This window comes from Pseudomonas gingeri, assembly GCF_013386115.1.
In the GTDB taxonomy this organism is placed as follows: Bacteria; Pseudomonadota; Gammaproteobacteria; order Pseudomonadales; family Pseudomonadaceae; genus Aquipseudomonas; species Aquipseudomonas gingeri.
The window spans coordinates 544,602-558,998 of the sequence record NZ_JACAOR010000008.1; the positions used below are offsets into that span (position 1 = coordinate 544,602).

At 62.5% G+C, this 14,397-nt stretch carries 12 protein-coding genes; 5 read left to right on the top strand and 7 right to left on the bottom strand.

The genetic code is table 11. The features are described 5' to 3' along the window. Positions 1–124: 124 nt before the first annotated feature. On the top strand, positions 125–430 hold the full coding sequence (locus HX881_RS18380; protein ID WP_017127670.1) for a DUF2288 domain-containing protein: 306 nt from the start codon (positions 125–127) through the stop codon (positions 428–430). A 119-nt stretch (positions 431–549) separates the two neighbouring features. Here HX881_RS18380 and HX881_RS18385 read toward each other — a convergent pair whose 3' ends face one another. The 3 genes from HX881_RS18385 to HX881_RS18395 all read right to left on the bottom strand — a co-directional run bounded on the left by HX881_RS18385 (position 550) and on the right by HX881_RS18395 (position 5,839). Next, positions 550–2,724, bottom strand: a complete 2,175-nt coding sequence (locus tag HX881_RS18385; RefSeq protein ID WP_017127671.1) for a hypothetical protein — start codon at positions 2,722–2,724, stop codon at positions 550–552. A gap of 331 nt (positions 2,725–3,055) precedes the next feature. Continuing rightward, positions 3,056–5,344, bottom strand: a complete 2,289-nt coding sequence (locus HX881_RS18390) for a putative bifunctional diguanylate cyclase/phosphodiesterase (RefSeq protein ID WP_177085842.1) — start codon at positions 5,342–5,344, stop codon at positions 3,056–3,058. Between the two features lie 126 nt (positions 5,345–5,470). Further along, a complete protein-coding gene (locus tag HX881_RS18395) occupies positions 5,471–5,839 on the bottom strand; it encodes a YkgJ family cysteine cluster protein (protein ID WP_042936054.1) in 369 nt (122 codons plus the stop codon). A 225-nt stretch (positions 5,840–6,064) separates the two neighbouring features. On the opposite strand from HX881_RS18395, the gene HX881_RS18400 reads away from it, so the two are divergent. Further along, a complete protein-coding gene (locus HX881_RS18400) occupies positions 6,065–7,411 on the top strand; it encodes a spinster family MFS transporter (RefSeq protein ID WP_017127674.1) in 1,347 nt (448 codons plus the stop codon). 151 nt (positions 7,412–7,562) lie between these two features. Here the strand turns inward: HX881_RS18400 and rapA are convergent, their stop codons facing one another. Beyond that, on the bottom strand, positions 7,563–10,409 hold the full coding sequence (gene rapA / locus HX881_RS18405; protein WP_177085844.1) for an RNA polymerase-associated protein RapA: 2,847 nt from the start codon (positions 10,407–10,409) through the stop codon (positions 7,563–7,565). Positions 10,410–10,664: 255 nt separating this feature from the next. On the opposite strand from rapA, the gene HX881_RS18410 reads away from it, so the two are divergent. Further along, positions 10,665–11,006, top strand: coding sequence for a hypothetical protein (locus HX881_RS18410; protein ID WP_017127676.1), 342 nt, complete (start codon positions 10,665–10,667; stop codon positions 11,004–11,006). Here HX881_RS18410 and HX881_RS18415 read toward each other — a convergent pair. The 3 genes from HX881_RS18415 to HX881_RS18425 all read right to left on the bottom strand — a co-directional run bounded on the left by HX881_RS18415 (position 10,976) and on the right by HX881_RS18425 (position 13,654). After that, positions 10,976–12,220 carry an aminotransferase class V-fold PLP-dependent enzyme gene (locus HX881_RS18415; protein WP_177085846.1) on the bottom strand — a complete coding sequence of 415 codons (1,245 nt, stop codon included), beginning with the start codon at positions 12,218–12,220 and terminating at the stop codon, positions 10,976–10,978. The genes HX881_RS18410 and HX881_RS18415 overlap by 31 nt on opposite strands. Beyond that, positions 12,217–12,687 (bottom strand): RidA family protein, encoded by a 471-nt coding sequence (locus HX881_RS18420; protein ID WP_017127678.1) that lies wholly within the window; start codon positions 12,685–12,687, stop codon positions 12,217–12,219. The genes HX881_RS18415 and HX881_RS18420 overlap by 4 nt, the downstream gene beginning before the upstream one ends. 88 nt (positions 12,688–12,775) lie before the next feature. Next, a complete protein-coding gene (locus HX881_RS18425; RefSeq protein WP_177085848.1) occupies positions 12,776–13,654 on the bottom strand; it encodes a LysR substrate-binding domain-containing protein in 879 nt (292 codons plus the stop codon). A gap of 188 nt (positions 13,655–13,842) precedes the next feature. On the opposite strand from HX881_RS18425, the gene HX881_RS18430 reads away from it, so the two are divergent. Beyond that, a complete protein-coding gene (locus HX881_RS18430; RefSeq protein ID WP_085983799.1) occupies positions 13,843–14,004 on the top strand; it encodes a hypothetical protein in 162 nt (53 codons plus the stop codon). Between the two features lie 144 nt (positions 14,005–14,148). Then, on the top strand, positions 14,149–14,265 hold the full coding sequence (ccoM, locus tag HX881_RS33005) for a cytochrome c oxidase subunit CcoM (protein WP_281367709.1): 117 nt from the start codon (positions 14,149–14,151) through the stop codon (positions 14,263–14,265). The last annotated feature ends 132 nt before the right edge of the window (positions 14,266–14,397 follow it).

A 14,397-nucleotide genomic window follows, 5' to 3' on the forward strand; every position in this document is an offset into this window, starting at 1 on the left:
TTGCTGACCTTCACGGCAATCCCTGGCTCCCTGGTTCCTCTTTCACCCCAACCATTTGCATCCGGGTTTTTCTGCCTGAGTCGCGACGTTATGATTGCGCCGATTTTTTCTCAGGTAGAAACCCATGATTCAAGAACCTAGCACCCTCTATGCCAAGCTGCTTGGAGAAACTGCATCTATTCGCTGGGAAGAGCTGCAACCGTTCTTTGCCCGGGGTGCCCTATTGTGGGTCGAACCGTCGCTGGATTTGATCGCGGCGGCCGAGGCCATGGCCGAGAACCAGGCCGACAAAGTGGCGGGCTGGCTGGCTGCCGGGGAGCTTGCCAAGGTGTCTGAAACGCGGGCGCAGGATCTTTTCGAGCGTGACCCGGACCTGTGGGCGGTGGTGGTGTCGCCCTGGGTGATGATCCAGGAAAGGGCAGAAAAATAATTTATCGCACTGTAATAGTGCATATGCCTTGTGCGTTTATGGCCTACGAGTGTGTAGGCCAGTAACCGCGCCGAACAGTAATGGCAGTTTGCCCGTGGAGAAAATCCACAGGCTCCTGGCTAGTACTCGGTTTTACCCGTGTGGTTGTTCAGCGAAATGACCCGGGTCTTGCCGATGCGATGGCGGTAGATCTCGCGCAGGTACTTGATGGCCTTTTTCACGCAATCGCGGGACAGGCGGATATCGTTGATCGAGACGAACTTGTCCTTGTCGTTGATCAGCTCGCGATACTTCTTCTCGTACATCGGCTTGATCGCATACCAGTTGGTATCGAGGATCTTCGCCGGGTTCTCGAACTCGTTGAGCAACTCGTCGATATGCCCTTCGTCGAACTCGTCGCGGGTGATGAAGTCCAGCATCGAGTTGTCCAGCGTATCGTCGAAACGGTACGGGTTGCGGGCGAAGCAGCGCTTGATGAAGGCCACGATCAGGGTCAGGAAGTCATCCGACAGGCACGGGCTCTTGGCGATCAGGGTGGTCAGCGACAGGTTGGCCGAGGCACCGATCACCAGCGCGTAGCGCTTGAGCGTGGTGTTGGGGAACAGGCTGTTGAGATGGGTCTTGAGCCGGTTCAGGTCCATGTAGGACAGTTTGTAGTCCTTGGGCAGCGAAACGATCGACACCACCGACGAGCAGTTCTTGAAGAAGTGCAGGTCATGCAGGGCCGCCGCGTCATAACCCGAGGCCTTGTACTGTTCCAGGGCCGCACGGTAGCGCTTGGACTCGATCGGCAGCAGGCTGATGCCTTCGATCGCCTGGGTGACCTTGTTGAAGTGCGGCAGGTCGATGGAGCGGAAGAACAGGTCGTCGATGTTCAGACGCTGCGGTTCTTTCTCGAACACTTTGAATTTATCGCTGGTGGGCGCCGGCTGTTCCGGTACCACGGACTCGGCGTAGGCAATCGCCACCGGACCGGCCAGGCTCATGAACAGGTCGTTGGCATCCAGGCGGATGGTCTCGCCGATGTCGATGCCGGCACGCCGGAAATAGTTCTGGTCGTAGTCGGTGGTCACGGCCTGGGCCGTGAGGATATTGAAGATCTGCTGGGAGATGTACTGGTTGGCGTGCTTCTCCATGGCATTGACATCAATGTTCTGGATATTGCCATCATCGTTCTCTTCGGCGTAACGCATGATGTCGTTGGAGATCAGCATCATCGCGTTCCACGGGCGGATACGGCCCATGACGCTGGCTTCGCTGCTGTCTTCATTGTCGAAGTTGTACGAGAAGTCCCATTCTTCGGACAGGTACTTGCAGAGCAGGCGACCGGCGTTGATATGCAGGGCCTCGGACATTTCGCTGCGATGGTCGGAGATGTTCGGCAGCACGCAGATGCCGCTGGTGAAGATCGGCTCGAAGACGAAGGAGTGGCCGCTCTTGCTGTCGTGCTCGTCCATCGGCTTGGTATCGAACGTCTTGTTCATGTACGAATACTGCTGGGCCAGGCCGAACTCCGAGGCCATGCCCGAACCGGTACCGCCGCCGGCACTGAAGATCGAGAAGTACAGGCGCGACTGGTTGGCCTTGATGCCGCAGGAGTCGATCAGGTACGAGTGGATCATCTTCCAGTCGGGGCTGGAAAAACGCTGGGTGTCCTTGTTCAGGATGATCTTGGCCAGGTACTGGCCGAGGATCGGCGCGTTACCGGCACCGCCGGCATGGACTTCCGAAAGGTCCATGATCTTCATTTTGCTGTAGTCGCGGATAAAACCGCTTTTCTCGCCCTTGCGGGAGAAGCGGATGCGTCCGGCGATGTCCTTGTCCAGGTCGCCGAGCATCACCAGCGGTTCCACCAGGAACACCGGCTTGGCTGACTTGTTCTGCACCAGGCGCAGGTTGTTGCGGATCCACTGCGCGGGGCGATAGCCCTTGTCGGTGGATTTGTCGTCGTTATTGAACTCGTTGAGGTAGAACTTGCGCGCGTTGTACACCAGTTCGGCGACGTCCAGCGCAATGTTCGAACCGCAGCGGCCCAGGCCGATCAGGCAGACCGAAGGGAATTCCTGCTCGCGGCGCGCTTCGTTTTCACCTTCCGGATGGGGCGAGCGCGGGAAGACCATGTCGCGCAGGCCGTCGAGGTTATCGAGAATACGATCCGTATTGGTTTCAGTGAAATAAAGGTACTGCTGCGTCGCCAGTGGACGCGGTGGGGAATAGGCCTTGTAGGGTTTTTCCGCGACGGTTGGCAACATCAGATCGGATACTGGGTTCGCCGGGTTGTTTTTAGAGGTCATTGTGCGCCATATACCTGGTCTGGTTAGGCGGTCGAGGAGATATCAACGCGCCATCACGGAGTGAGAGATCGCGACTTTACCGCGCGATATTGGCTTGAGCGATAGGGTTTTACCCTAGGCTCACCTAGGGGCGATCCTTGCTTGAATACCGTTGAATCGGCCAATAATTGGCGTTCTTTAATTGACGGGGAACTTTTTGTGAATTTTGTACTACCTTCCCCTGACGCAGCCGGTCACGGCCTGCCTGACCGCGCACGCCGGTGAGCGGATATCGACCGGGCACTACCGTTCAACGAGTGCCGATCAATGAACGCTGGTCAACGAGCGCTACTCAACGAATAGGTCGCACGCTTGATACGCCGGCATGGGCGCCGGGAGGGTCGGCAAAAAGGTCCCGTGACGTCGGCACATCGGTGTCGCGGGCCGTTGTCACCGGAGTGAGCGGCGCCGGGGTGTGCTGGCGGCGCTGGTTGAGCTGCTTGAGGACCGGTTGCAGGTCTTCCAGACGCACCGGCCGGCTGAGCAGGTAGCCCTGGACGTAGTCGCAGTTGTACTGGGCCAGGAAGTCGTATTGCTGGGGCGTCTCGACGCCCTCGGTGACCACCTGCAGGTGCAGGGTGTGAGCCATGACGATGATTGCCTGGACGATCTCCATGTCCTGGGTCGACTTGGGAATGTCGAGGATGAATGAACGGTCGATCTTCAGGGTATTGAGTGGCAGGCGCTTGAGGTAGGCCAGGGACGAGTAGCCGGTGCCGAAGTCGTCGATGGACAACGACACGCCGAGGGTGCGGATCTGTCGCAGCAGTTGCAGGGTGTTGGCGATATTGCCCATCAGGGCGTTTTCGGTGACTTCCAGTTCCAGTCGATCAGGTGGAACGCCGGCGGCCCGCAGCGCGCTTTCGATCTCATCGGCAAGTTCTTCGCGGGCCAGGTTCAGCGCCGAGCAGTTCACGGCAATTTTCAGTTCGCCGCAACCCTGCTCGGAGAGTCTGGCCAGGTCCTGACAGGCCTTGCGCAATACCCAGTTATCCAGCTCGGCGATCAAGCCGTTGGCTTCGGCGATCCCGATGAAGCGATCCGGCGACAGCAGGCCGTGCTGGGGGTGTTGCCAGCGTACCAGGGCTTCGAGCTTGGCGACCTGGCCGGTCTTCACTTCATAAATGGGTTGGTAGAACAGCTGCAGTTCGTTGCCTTCGCGCAGGGCGTGGCGCAGTTCCTCCTCCAGTTGCAACTCCAGGGTGGCGCGGGTTTTCAGGTTGGAACTGAAGAAGTGCAGGCTGTTGCGCCCCGCACCCTTGGACTGGTACAGCGCCAGGTCGGCGTTCTTCAGCAGTTCTTCGCAGGACTTGCCGTCTTCGGGGAAGACGCTGATGCCGATGCTGGTGGTCATCACCATGCGCCGTCCGGCCAGTTCGATGGGCTCTTTCATCTTCTGCATGATGCGCTGGGCCATGTGCCGCGCTTCGTCGCGGTTGTGCAGGCTGATCAGGATGCAGAATTCGTCGCCGCCAAAGCGGGCGACCACGTCGTCATGGCTGCGGGTGGCGGCCTTGATATGCCCGGCGATGACCTTGAGCAGTTCGTCGCCGGCATCATGGCCGAGGCTGTCGTTGATGCGCTTGAAATGGTCGATATCGAGGAACATCACCGCCAGCATGCCGCCGTTGCTGCTGCGCTCGATCAGCTTCTCGGCGAAGATCTGGTTGAAACCGCGACGGTTGATCAGGTTGGTCAGGGCGTCGTAGTGGGCCACCTGGGCCAGCGACATGCGGGCCTGGTCCAGTTGGCTGAGCAGGGCATTGACCCGGCGCAGGTCGTGCTCCTTGTTCTGCAGTTTCTTGTCCGCCAGGGCCGCGCTGATGCTGCTGCCGATGATCAGCAAGGCGATCACGGCGATGGTCATGCCCAGTTGCAGGTGGTTGTTCTCCACGGCGGCGGGCGGGGCGCTGCCTGCGGGCAGCATCAGGTGCAATGACCACATGCCGGTGAAATGCATGCTGACGATACCGGCGCCCATGACCAGGCTGGCGGTGTACTTGAGCAGTTGATGCCACATGCCGCTGCCGTTGGTGAAATGCCGGGCCAGCAGCAGCGCCGCGAGGCTGGCACCGATGGCGATCGCCACCGACAGGCCGACCAGGGCCGGCTGGTAATACTGCACCGCGCTCGAGCGCATGGCCGACATGCCGACGTAATGCATGGCGGCGATGCCCAGTCCCATGAACACGGCCGCCCGCAGTGTCTGCGAGGCACGCAGTTCGGCGCGGCCGAGGGTGTGCATGGCGAGGAATGACGCGAACAGGGCAATCAACAGCGAGGCGAGGGTGGTGGGCAGGTCGTAGCGCACTTCGATGGGCGCCTGGAACGCCAGCATGCTGATGAAGTGCATGGTCCAGATGCCGCCTGCCAGGCAGCAGGTGCCGATCCAGCGCCAGAGCCGCTGTTGTGCCGGTTTCTCTACATGACCGACGCGCTCGGCCATGTCCAGCGTGGCAAAGCTGGCTGCACAGGCGACCAGGTAGGCCAGCATGACCAGCAATGGATTGTGGCTGCAATTGAGGAGCAGGTGCCCACTATCGGGAAGTCCGTTAACAAAATGCAAACCCTGCCATTCCATAGCATGCCCTGTACCGACGCATTGGACAGCCGACGCCTCAAGCATCGGCCAACGCATTGGAGTATAGAGTGTCACTCATGGCTGCAAGCGCTAATGGCAGAGTGCTCCCAATGATTTGGGAATGGCCTAGATAGCGATTGGTACTAAGGCGGCTTTCTGTTCCGGCTCCAGCGGGGCCAGGCCGAAGGCGGCCCGGGCGGCATCGCAGCGCTCGTTGGGCTCGTTGTCGACCCAGGCGGCTTCGAACTCACGGCAGGGGCTGGAGCGCTCGTGATAGATCGAGCAACTGACCTCTTCTCCGACTTCGCCCCTGAGTGCCGTGCAGCGCGGGTTGCGCGCTTCGGTGCCGAGCATGGCGACGCGGCTCGGGCTGATCTGGGTGACCAGTTCGTCGGGCACCAGCCCGCCGCCCGAGACACACTCACCCCAGTAGAACGACACGCGAAAATAGGCACAGCAGGCACCGCAATTCAGACACGGATTAGCATCAGGCATGGGAGGTCAACGGAGGAAGGAGGGAAGGGGGGAATCCATCGCCATTCTAGGCTTCGGCCACGGCTTTGTAAGGGGGGATTACAAGTATTTTTCAGCGCCCGGGGCAGGGCCTCCATTGCCCGGTATCAGCGCCGCGAATGGTGGCAGACAGACCCGGTCGCGCTGACTAGATTGAGGGCTCCGGGCCTGGCATTGAAGCCCTTATAACAATAAAGAGACGGACCCATGCAGAACTCGACCCAAGCGGCGAATGCCTGGCGCATTCTGTTCCTGCTGTTCCTCGCCAACCTGTTCAATTTCTTCGATCGGACCATTCCGGCGATCATCATCGAGCCGATCCGCATGGAATGGCACCTGAGCGATTTCCAGATCGGCATCATCGGTACCGCCTTCACCATCGTCTATGCCATCGCCGGCCTGCCCCTGGGGCGCATGGCCGACAACGGGTCGCGCAGCAAGCTGATGGGCTGGGGCCTGGCGGTGTGGAGCGGGCTGACGGCAGTCAATGGCCTGGTGGGCAGCTTCTGGACTTTCCTGCTGGTGCGCATGGGCGTCGGTATCGGTGAAGCCAGCTATGCGCCGGCGGCCAACTCGCTGATCGGCGACCTGTTCCCGGCGCATCGACGCGCCAGGGCGATGGGGATCTTCATGCTCGGCCTGCCACTGGGGCTGCTGCTGGCCTTCTTCACCATCGGAGCGATGGTCAAGGCCTTCGACAGCTGGCGGGCGCCATTCTTTATCGCGGCGGTGCCGGGGCTGCTCCTGGCCGTGTTCATGTTCTTCATCAAGGAACCGAAACGCGGCGCGGCGGAAACCGTGAAGGTCTCCCAGGAACGGATCGAGCGTCCGGTGCGGCGCCTGATGGCGATCCCGACCTTTCTCTGGCTGGTCCTGGCCGGGTTGACCTTCAACTTCGCCACCTATGCCTGCAACTCGTTCCTGGTGCCGATGCTGCAACGTTACTTCCTGATGCCGTTGCAGGAGGCGGCGGTGGCCACCGGTCTGATCGTCGGTGTGACCGGGCTGTTCGGGCTGACCCTGGGCGGTTGGGTGGCGGACAAGATCCACCAGCGTGTCGCCAACGGTCGCCTGCTGTTCGCGGCCGGCAGCCTGGTGGTCTCGACCTTGACCACCGCCTGGGCGCTGCATGCCGGGCGGATCGAGATCGGGGTGTTCGTGGCGGTATTCAGCGTCGGTTGGCTGTTTGCCTATAACTTCTATACCTGCGTCTATACCGCGATCCAGGACGTGGTCGAGCCGCGGCTGCGGGCGACGGCGATGGCCGTGTATTTCGCGGGGTTGTATCTGCTCGGTGGTGGCCTGGGGCCGGTGGTGGTCGGGTTGTTGTCCGATCATTTCGCCCATGCGGCGATGCTGGCGGCGGGGGCGCAGCAGATGACCGAGGCGTTCAAAGCCGTGGGCCTGCATGACGCGATGTACCTGATACCGGGGGCGTTGTTGCTGACCCTGCTGTTCCTGTTCCAGGCAGCCCGGTGTTTCAGCAAGGATGCGCAGCGCATGCGCGAGGGAATGGCGGCGGATGAGCCGGGCACGGCGCCTGTGGCGGTTTGACTCTGAACCTTGCAGGGACCGGCTTGCCGGCGATTGGGGACCTCAAGGCTTGCGTTGCCCATGATGGCCTCATCGCCGGCAAGCCGGCTCCTACAGATTGGAGACCAGGTCTGGAGGAGCGGGCAGGCGCTGGCGAGAGCGCCCCGGTGGATCAGCCAGCCACCAGCACCCGGATCGCTTCCAGGCGCAGCGCGGCTTTTTCAAGCATCGCCAGGCCCTGTTCCCGTTGCTGACGCAGCGCCACCAGCTCGCTGTCGCGCACGGTCGGGTTGACCGCCTGCAACGCGGTCAGGCGCGCCAGTTCTTCATCGGTATCCGCCGCCAGGCGCCGTTGCGCTTCGGCCACGCGCTCGGCGTGGCGTGGCGCGATCTTCGCTTCGCCGGCGTTGATCTTCGGCGTCAGGCTGTCGCGCTGGGCCTGGATGAACTTGTTGGCGCTGGCCCGTGGCACGCTTTCCAGCTGGTCGTTCAGGGTTTCGAAGGAGACACGGGTCGACAGGTCGTTGCCGTTGGCGTCCAGCAGGCAGCGCAGGGCGGCTGGCGGCAGGTAGCGGCCCAGTTGCAGCGAGCGCGGGGCGACCACTTCGCTGACGTACAGCAGTTCCAGCAACACGGTGCCGGGTTTCAGCGCCTTGTTCTTGATCAGCGCCACGGCGGTGTTGCCCATCGAACCGGACAGCACCAGGTCCATGCCGCCCTGCACCATCGGGTGCTCCCAGGTGATGAACTGCATGTCCTCGCGTGACAGCGCCTGGTTGCGGTCGTAGGTGATGGTCACGCCTTCGTCGTCGCCCAGCGGGAAGCTGGCGTCGAGCATCTTCTCGCTCGGTTTGAGGATCAGGGCGTTTTCCGAGTGGTCTTCGCTGTCGATGCCAAAGGCGTCGAACAGGGTTTCCATATAGATCGGCAGGGCGAACTGATCGTCCTGCTCATGGATCGCCTCGACCAGCGCATCGCCTTCGCCGGCGCCGCCGGAGTTGAGTTCCAGCAGGCGGTCGCGACCGGTATGCAGCTCGGCCTCCAGGCGCTCGCGCTCGGTGCGGGCTTCGTCCACCAGTGCTTGCCACTCGCCATCGTCGCCACCTTCGAGCAGCGGCAGCAGGCGCGGGCCGAACTGGTGCTGCAGGGCGTTGCCGGTCGGGCAGGTGTTGAGGAAGGCGTTCAGCGCTTCGTGGTACCACTGGAACAGGCGCTCTTGCGGACTGGTCTCCAGGTACGGCACGTGCAACTCGATCACGTGTTTCTGGCCGATCCGGTCGAGACGACCGATCCGCTGTTCCAGCAGGTCCGGGTGCGACGGCAGGTCGAACAGCACCAGGTGATGGGAGAACTGGAAGTTGCGGCCTTCACTGCCGATTTCCGAGCAGATCAGTACCTGGGCGCCGAATTCCTCGTCGGCGAAGTAGGCCGCGGCACGGTCCCGCTCGAGGATGTTCATGCCCTCGTGGAACACCGTCGCCGGAATGCCGGAACGCACGCGCAGGGCGTCTTCCAGGTCCATGGCGGTTTCCGCGTGGGCGCAGATCACCAGCACCTTGGTGCGCTTGAGCATTTTCAGCTGGTCGATCAGCCACTCGACGCGCGGGTCGAAGCGCCACCAGCGTTCTTCCTCGCTGGCGTCCGGCTGGGACTGGAAGCTGACTTCCGGGTACAGCTCGGCGTGTTCGCCCAGCGGCAGTTCCAGGTATTCGTCCGGGTTCGGCAGCGGGTAGGCGTGCAGCTTGCGCTCCGGGAAACCCTGCACCGCGGCGCGGGTGTTGCGGAACAGCACGCGGCCGGTGCCATGGCGATCCAGCAGTTCGCGGACCAGGCGGGCGCTGGCTTCGGTATCGCCGTCGTTGACTGCGGTGAGCAGGGCTTCGCCTTCGTCGCCGAGGAAACCCTGGATGGTCTTGTGCGCCGCCGGGGAGAGACGGCCCTGGTCCAGCAGTTCCTGCACTGCTTCGGCCACCGGGCGATAGTTTTCGCTTTCGGCGCGGAAGGCTGCCAGGTCGTGGAAGCGGTTCGGGTCGAGCAGGCGCAGACGGGCGAAGTGGCTGTCCTGGCCCAGTTGTTCCGGGGTGGCGGTCAGCAGCAGGACGCCGGGAATGGTCTCGGCCAGTTGCTCGACCAAGGCGTATTCCGGGCTGACCTGATCTTCATGCCAGACCAGGTGGTGCGCCTCGTCGACCACCAGCAGATCCCAGCCGGCGGCGAACAGCGCATCCTGGGCCTTCTCGTCCTCGACCAGCCATTCCAGGGCCACCAGGGCCAGCTGGGTGTCTTCGAACGGGTTGCTGGCATCGCTTTCGATAAAGCGTTCGGCATCGAACAGCGCGACCTGCAGGTTGAAGCGCCGGCGCATTTCCACCAGCCACTGGTGCTGGAGGTTTTCCGGCACCAGGATCAGGACGCGGCTGGCGCGCCCGGACAGCAGTTGGCGATGGATCACCAGGCCGGCCTCGATGGTCTTGCCCAGGCCCACTTCGTCCGCCAGCAGGACCCGTGGCGCGATACGGTCGGCGACTTCACGGGCGATGTGCAACTGGTGCGCGATGGGTTGCGCGCGGACACCGCCCAGGCCCCAGAGCGAGGACTGCAACTGGCGGCTGGTGTGTTCCAGGGTGTGGTAGCGCAGGGAGAACCAGGCCAGCGGGTCGATCTGCCCGGCGAACAGGCGGTCGCTGGCCAGGCGGAACTGGATGAAGTTCGACAGCTGGGTTTCCGGCAGCGTGACGACTTCGTTCTGCGCGTTGAGGCCATGGTAGACCAGCAGTCCGTCGACATCGTCGACTTCGCGCACGGTCATCTTCCAGCCTTCGAAGTGGGTAATGGTGTCCCCGGGCGAGAAACGCACACGGGTGAGAGGCGCATTCCTTAGCGCGTACTGGCGAGTGTCGCCAGTGGCCGGATAGAGCACGGTCAACAAGCGGCCGTCCTGTGCCAGAACGGTGCCCAAACCCAGCTCGGCTTCGCTGTCACTGATCCAGCGTTGCCCCGGTTGATACTGCTGCGCCATGCTGCCTGACTCCCGCCTTGAAAAAGCCGACTATCTTAACGGAATCGGCGCTTTCAGGCCAAAGGCTCTTGCTCTCTTGATTGAAAGGACGGGACTCCTGTCGAGAAACCATACGGAACAAGACTAACGGTAGCCCACGATGACGTTCGTCGGGACGTATTGCACCCTTGAGCGATAACCGGGTCACACTTTCGCGACTGGCGGCTCAAGTCGCGGATCCCACAGCCGACAGCCTGCCGACAGGAGAGAAAAATCATGCTGCCACCGCTGCTACCCCTGAGCGTCCTGCCGGTGACCTCCCAGCAGGACCCGATCCGGCCACGACCGGATATCCCGCCCGTGGTGCCGGTTCAGGAAAGCTCCAACGAAAGTACCATCGACCTGCAGAAACGCGACCCCGAAGAGGCCGCGTGGCTGCTGCGTGAAGAACAGCGGCGCCAGCAGGAACAGCAGCAGCGTCGGCGCGAGGCCGACGATGATCCCGAACGCCACCTGGCGGTGCCGGGCGACGAGTTGAACGCCGACAACACCGTGCCGGTGGTGGCGCTGATGGATGAACAGCCGCGTCAGGGCCTGCTGGTCGACGTCGAGGTCTGAGGCCCTTCACTGGCCAACTGACCCAGGGCCTGCAACAGCAGGTCGATTTCCTCCCGGGTGGTGAGATGACTCACGGCAATCCGGGCAATGGCCGGCAGATCGCGGGCCTGCATGTCCAGAGGCGTATAGGCCGTGCCGTTGGCGCCCAGGTTGATCGCCCGTTCGGCCAGTTTCTCCTTCAGGGCAAACACATCCCAACCCTTCAAGGTAAAGGCAATCAGCCCGGACTGCTGCCCGGACAGGCCGAGGTCATGCAGCTCAAGGCCCGGAATTGCGCGCAGATCGTGGCGCAGCCGGTCGCTGGATGCCTGGATCCGGCGACGGATGCGTTCGATGCCGAGCTGATTCACTTCTTTCAAGGCGTTGGCCAGGCCGGCCATCAGCACCAGCGAGCGTTCGCTGGTCTCGAAGCGCCGGGCATCGTCGCGCAGGGTGAAGGCCTTGCCGTCCCAGGGCGCCGACAGCACGTCGAGCTGGCGCGGCGCCAATTGTTCGAGAAAACCCCGACGCACATACATCAGCGCCGTGCCGCGCGGGCCACGGAGGAATTTGCGCGCGGCGCCCTTGAGCACGTCGCAGCCCAATGCCTGGACGTCGCAGGGCAACTGTCCGAGGGCCTGGCCGGCATCGATGAAATAGGCAATGCCATGACGCCGTGCCACCTCGCCGATGGCGGCGGCCGGGTTGATCAGGCCGCCGTTGGCCGGCAGCCAGGTCAGGGCGATCAGGCGTACGCGGGCGTCGATCAGTTGTTCCAGGGACGACACCGACACCGCTCCGGTTTCGTCGCAGGGGATCACTTCAAGACTGGCTCCGGCCTTGACTGCCTCGGCCATGCAGGCCAGGTTGCCGGCCCATTCATGGCGTCCGACGAGAATCCGTTCGCCGGCGCGCCAGGGCCCCAGCGCTGCGAAGGCCATGCTCCAGGCCGCGGAACCACTGCTGGCGAACGCGATGCTGTCGGTGTCGGCGTTGAGCAGTTGCGCCGCAGCCTGTCGGGCCTGCTCTTCCAGGCGCGCGCCATGGACGCCGGCCTCCATCGGGCCGAGACTCGCTTCGAGCTGCAACTGCCCGGTCATGGCGTCCAGCGTGGCCTGGCTCGGCAGCGACGCCCCTGCGTGGTTGAAATGGATCACCCGCGCGCAGCCCGGTGTGGCGGCGCGCAGACGGGCGATTTCTGCGTCGGACAGCTCGGTTGAGGTGTCGTTGTTCATGGCCGCAGCTCGAAAATCGCATCGATCTCCACGGCCACGCCGCTGGGCAGGCTGGCGACGCCGACGGCCGTGCGGGCGTGGCGGCCTTTTTCCCCCAATGCATTGACCAGCAGGTTGGAGGCACCATTGGCGACCGCGCCCTGGCGCTGGAAGTCGGGGGCGGCGGCCACGAATACGCCGAGACGGACGATGCGCACCAGTTTCGACAGATCGTCATCGATGGCCTGGCCCAATTGCGCCAGCAGGCCAAGGGCCGCCAGTTCCGCGGCCCTGGCGCCTTCTTCCTCGCCGAGGGTATCGCCGAGTCGGCCGATATAGGCGGGTTTGCCTTCCTGCAACGGAATCTGCCCGGAGATGAACAGCTGGTTGTTGCTGATCACGTGGTTCACGTAGTTGGCGATGGGCTGGCTGGGCACCGGCAGGCTCAGGCCCAGTTGGCTGACACGGTCGAACAGGGAATCGTTCATGCTGAAACCTCCTGGAAGAAGATGCCAGCATGCTCGGCGCGCCATGGGGCGACAAACGGATAGATTCAATCGGACGTATCTGATTGGCTCATGTGTCCGCCCGGGTGCATTGTTCCGTCAGCCAGGCGCAGAAGCACTCGGCGTCCGGGGAAAGGGCGGCATTGGGCTTGATCAACCAGTAGCCGATCTCGCTTTCAAAGGTCGGCGTGTCGAAGGCCGGAACCAGCGAACCGTCCCTGAGCCTGCGCCCGATCAGGCGTTGGCGACCCATGGCGATGCCCTGGCCGGCTACCGCGGCTTCGACGACGATGTTGTAGTCATGGAGCATGACCGTGGGGTAGTGCTGCAAGTCGATATGCTGGTGCCGCGACCAGTCGATCCACTCGAAGGGTTGTCGGGCCTGGGCCATCAGCAGTGGGCCGCGTTCGATCGAGCGGGCCTTGAAGGCCGGGCTGCAGACCGGAGTCAGGCGCTCGGTCATCAGGCGCTGGGCATCGACGTTGCTCCAGCCGCCCTTGCCATAACGAATCGCCAGGTCAACCTGGGCGCCGGCGACATCGGCCAGTTGGATGGACGGCTCCAGTTCCACCTGGATATGCGGGTGGCGGCCGATGAAGTCAGCCAGGCGCGGTGCGAGCCAGAGGGTGGCGAAGGAGGCGAGCAGGCCGATTCGCAGTACCCGGCCCGGCGTGGCGGAGCGCAGTCGCCGCGTGGCCTCGGCGATCTGCTCCAGCGCCGGGCGGATCTGCCGGTAGTAGCGCTGGCCGGCCTCGCTGAGGTCGATGGCGCGGGTGCGACGGATGAACAGGCGCTGGTCGAGGTACTGCTCTAGTTTCTGGATCTGATGGCTGACCGCACTCTGGCTGACGGACAGTTCCTCGGCCGCCTTGATAAAGCTCAGGTGACGGGCCACCGATTCAAAGGCGCGCAGGGCCATCAGCGGTGGGAGGTCCTTGTGCAATGTCACGTCAACGATCCTTGGCAGCCATTCGGATGGGGCGATTCTGCGGGGAAATCGCCGTTGCTGACACACTTTAATGGCAAGCGGGCGGCTTCACGACTGGTCAGCGCGGGCGCTTGCCCGCATTATTGAGTCATTGCGCGGGTCGAAGTGGATGACTTCGGCCGAATTCGACGGATAGCGATGTAGTGATCATGAGCCAAGACGACAAGCTGATCGACCTGAATACCGAGCGGGCCAAACGTGTCCACGACCTCAACGAGAAGCGCCTGAATGAAGTCCGCCAGGCGTTCGAGCAGGCGATGCCCCTGGGCAAGGCCAGGAAAAAATCGAAGAACAAGCCGAAAAAGCGCTGATATCGGCGCTGAAACTTGATGCACGTCAGTTAATGTCCTTTCCCCGCGCCCGGTTCCGGGCGGCATTGATCCCGGTCAATTTTCCTCCGTGCCCGTTTGGGTAACTTAGCCCCATCGCAACAGGGCAAGCGCAGGAGGCCAGTCATGTTTTTCGATAACGTGGTAATCGCCGGAGTGCTGACAGTGGGCCTCATGGTGATGTTCTTCGCAGGATTCGGTTTTTTTATCTGGAAAGACTCACATAAGCGGAAAAAAACCTAGGTCTTTCCAGGGAGCGAGCACGCAAGGCATTTTGGGCGACTTCGGTCGCCCTTTTTTTTGCCTGTCGTTTGCCTTTTGACCGGGCAAAAAAAAGGTGCGATCCGCAGATCACACCTTTTTCTGTGTCACTGG

Bases quoted from the DNA above. Each gene is read 5' to 3' on its own strand.
- HX881_RS18380 (WP_017127670.1), top strand. From the start codon at position 125: ATGATTCAAGAACCTAGCACCCTCTATGCCAAGCTGCTTGGAGAAACT.
- HX881_RS18385 (WP_017127671.1), bottom strand. From the start codon at position 2,724: ATGACCTCTAAAAACAACCCGGCGAACCCAGTATCCGATCTGATGTTG.
- HX881_RS18390 (WP_177085842.1), bottom strand. From the start codon at position 5,344: ATGGAATGGCAGGGTTTGCATTTTGTTAACGGACTTCCCGATAGTGGG.
- HX881_RS18395 (WP_042936054.1), bottom strand. From the start codon at position 5,839: ATGCCTGATGCTAATCCGTGTCTGAATTGCGGTGCCTGCTGTGCCTAT.
- HX881_RS18400 (WP_017127674.1), top strand. From the start codon at position 6,065: ATGCAGAACTCGACCCAAGCGGCGAATGCCTGGCGCATTCTGTTCCTG.
- rapA (WP_177085844.1), bottom strand. From the start codon at position 10,409: ATGGCGCAGCAGTATCAACCGGGGCAACGCTGGATCAGTGACAGCGAA.
- HX881_RS18410 (WP_017127676.1), top strand. From the start codon at position 10,665: ATGCTGCCACCGCTGCTACCCCTGAGCGTCCTGCCGGTGACCTCCCAG.
- HX881_RS18415 (WP_177085846.1), bottom strand. From the start codon at position 12,220: ATGAACAACGACACCTCAACCGAGCTGTCCGACGCAGAAATCGCCCGT.
- HX881_RS18420 (WP_017127678.1), bottom strand. From the start codon at position 12,687: ATGAACGATTCCCTGTTCGACCGTGTCAGCCAACTGGGCCTGAGCCTG.
- HX881_RS18430 (WP_085983799.1), top strand. From the start codon at position 13,843: ATGAGCCAAGACGACAAGCTGATCGACCTGAATACCGAGCGGGCCAAA.
- ccoM (WP_281367709.1), top strand. From the start codon at position 14,149: ATGTTTTTCGATAACGTGGTAATCGCCGGAGTGCTGACAGTGGGCCTC.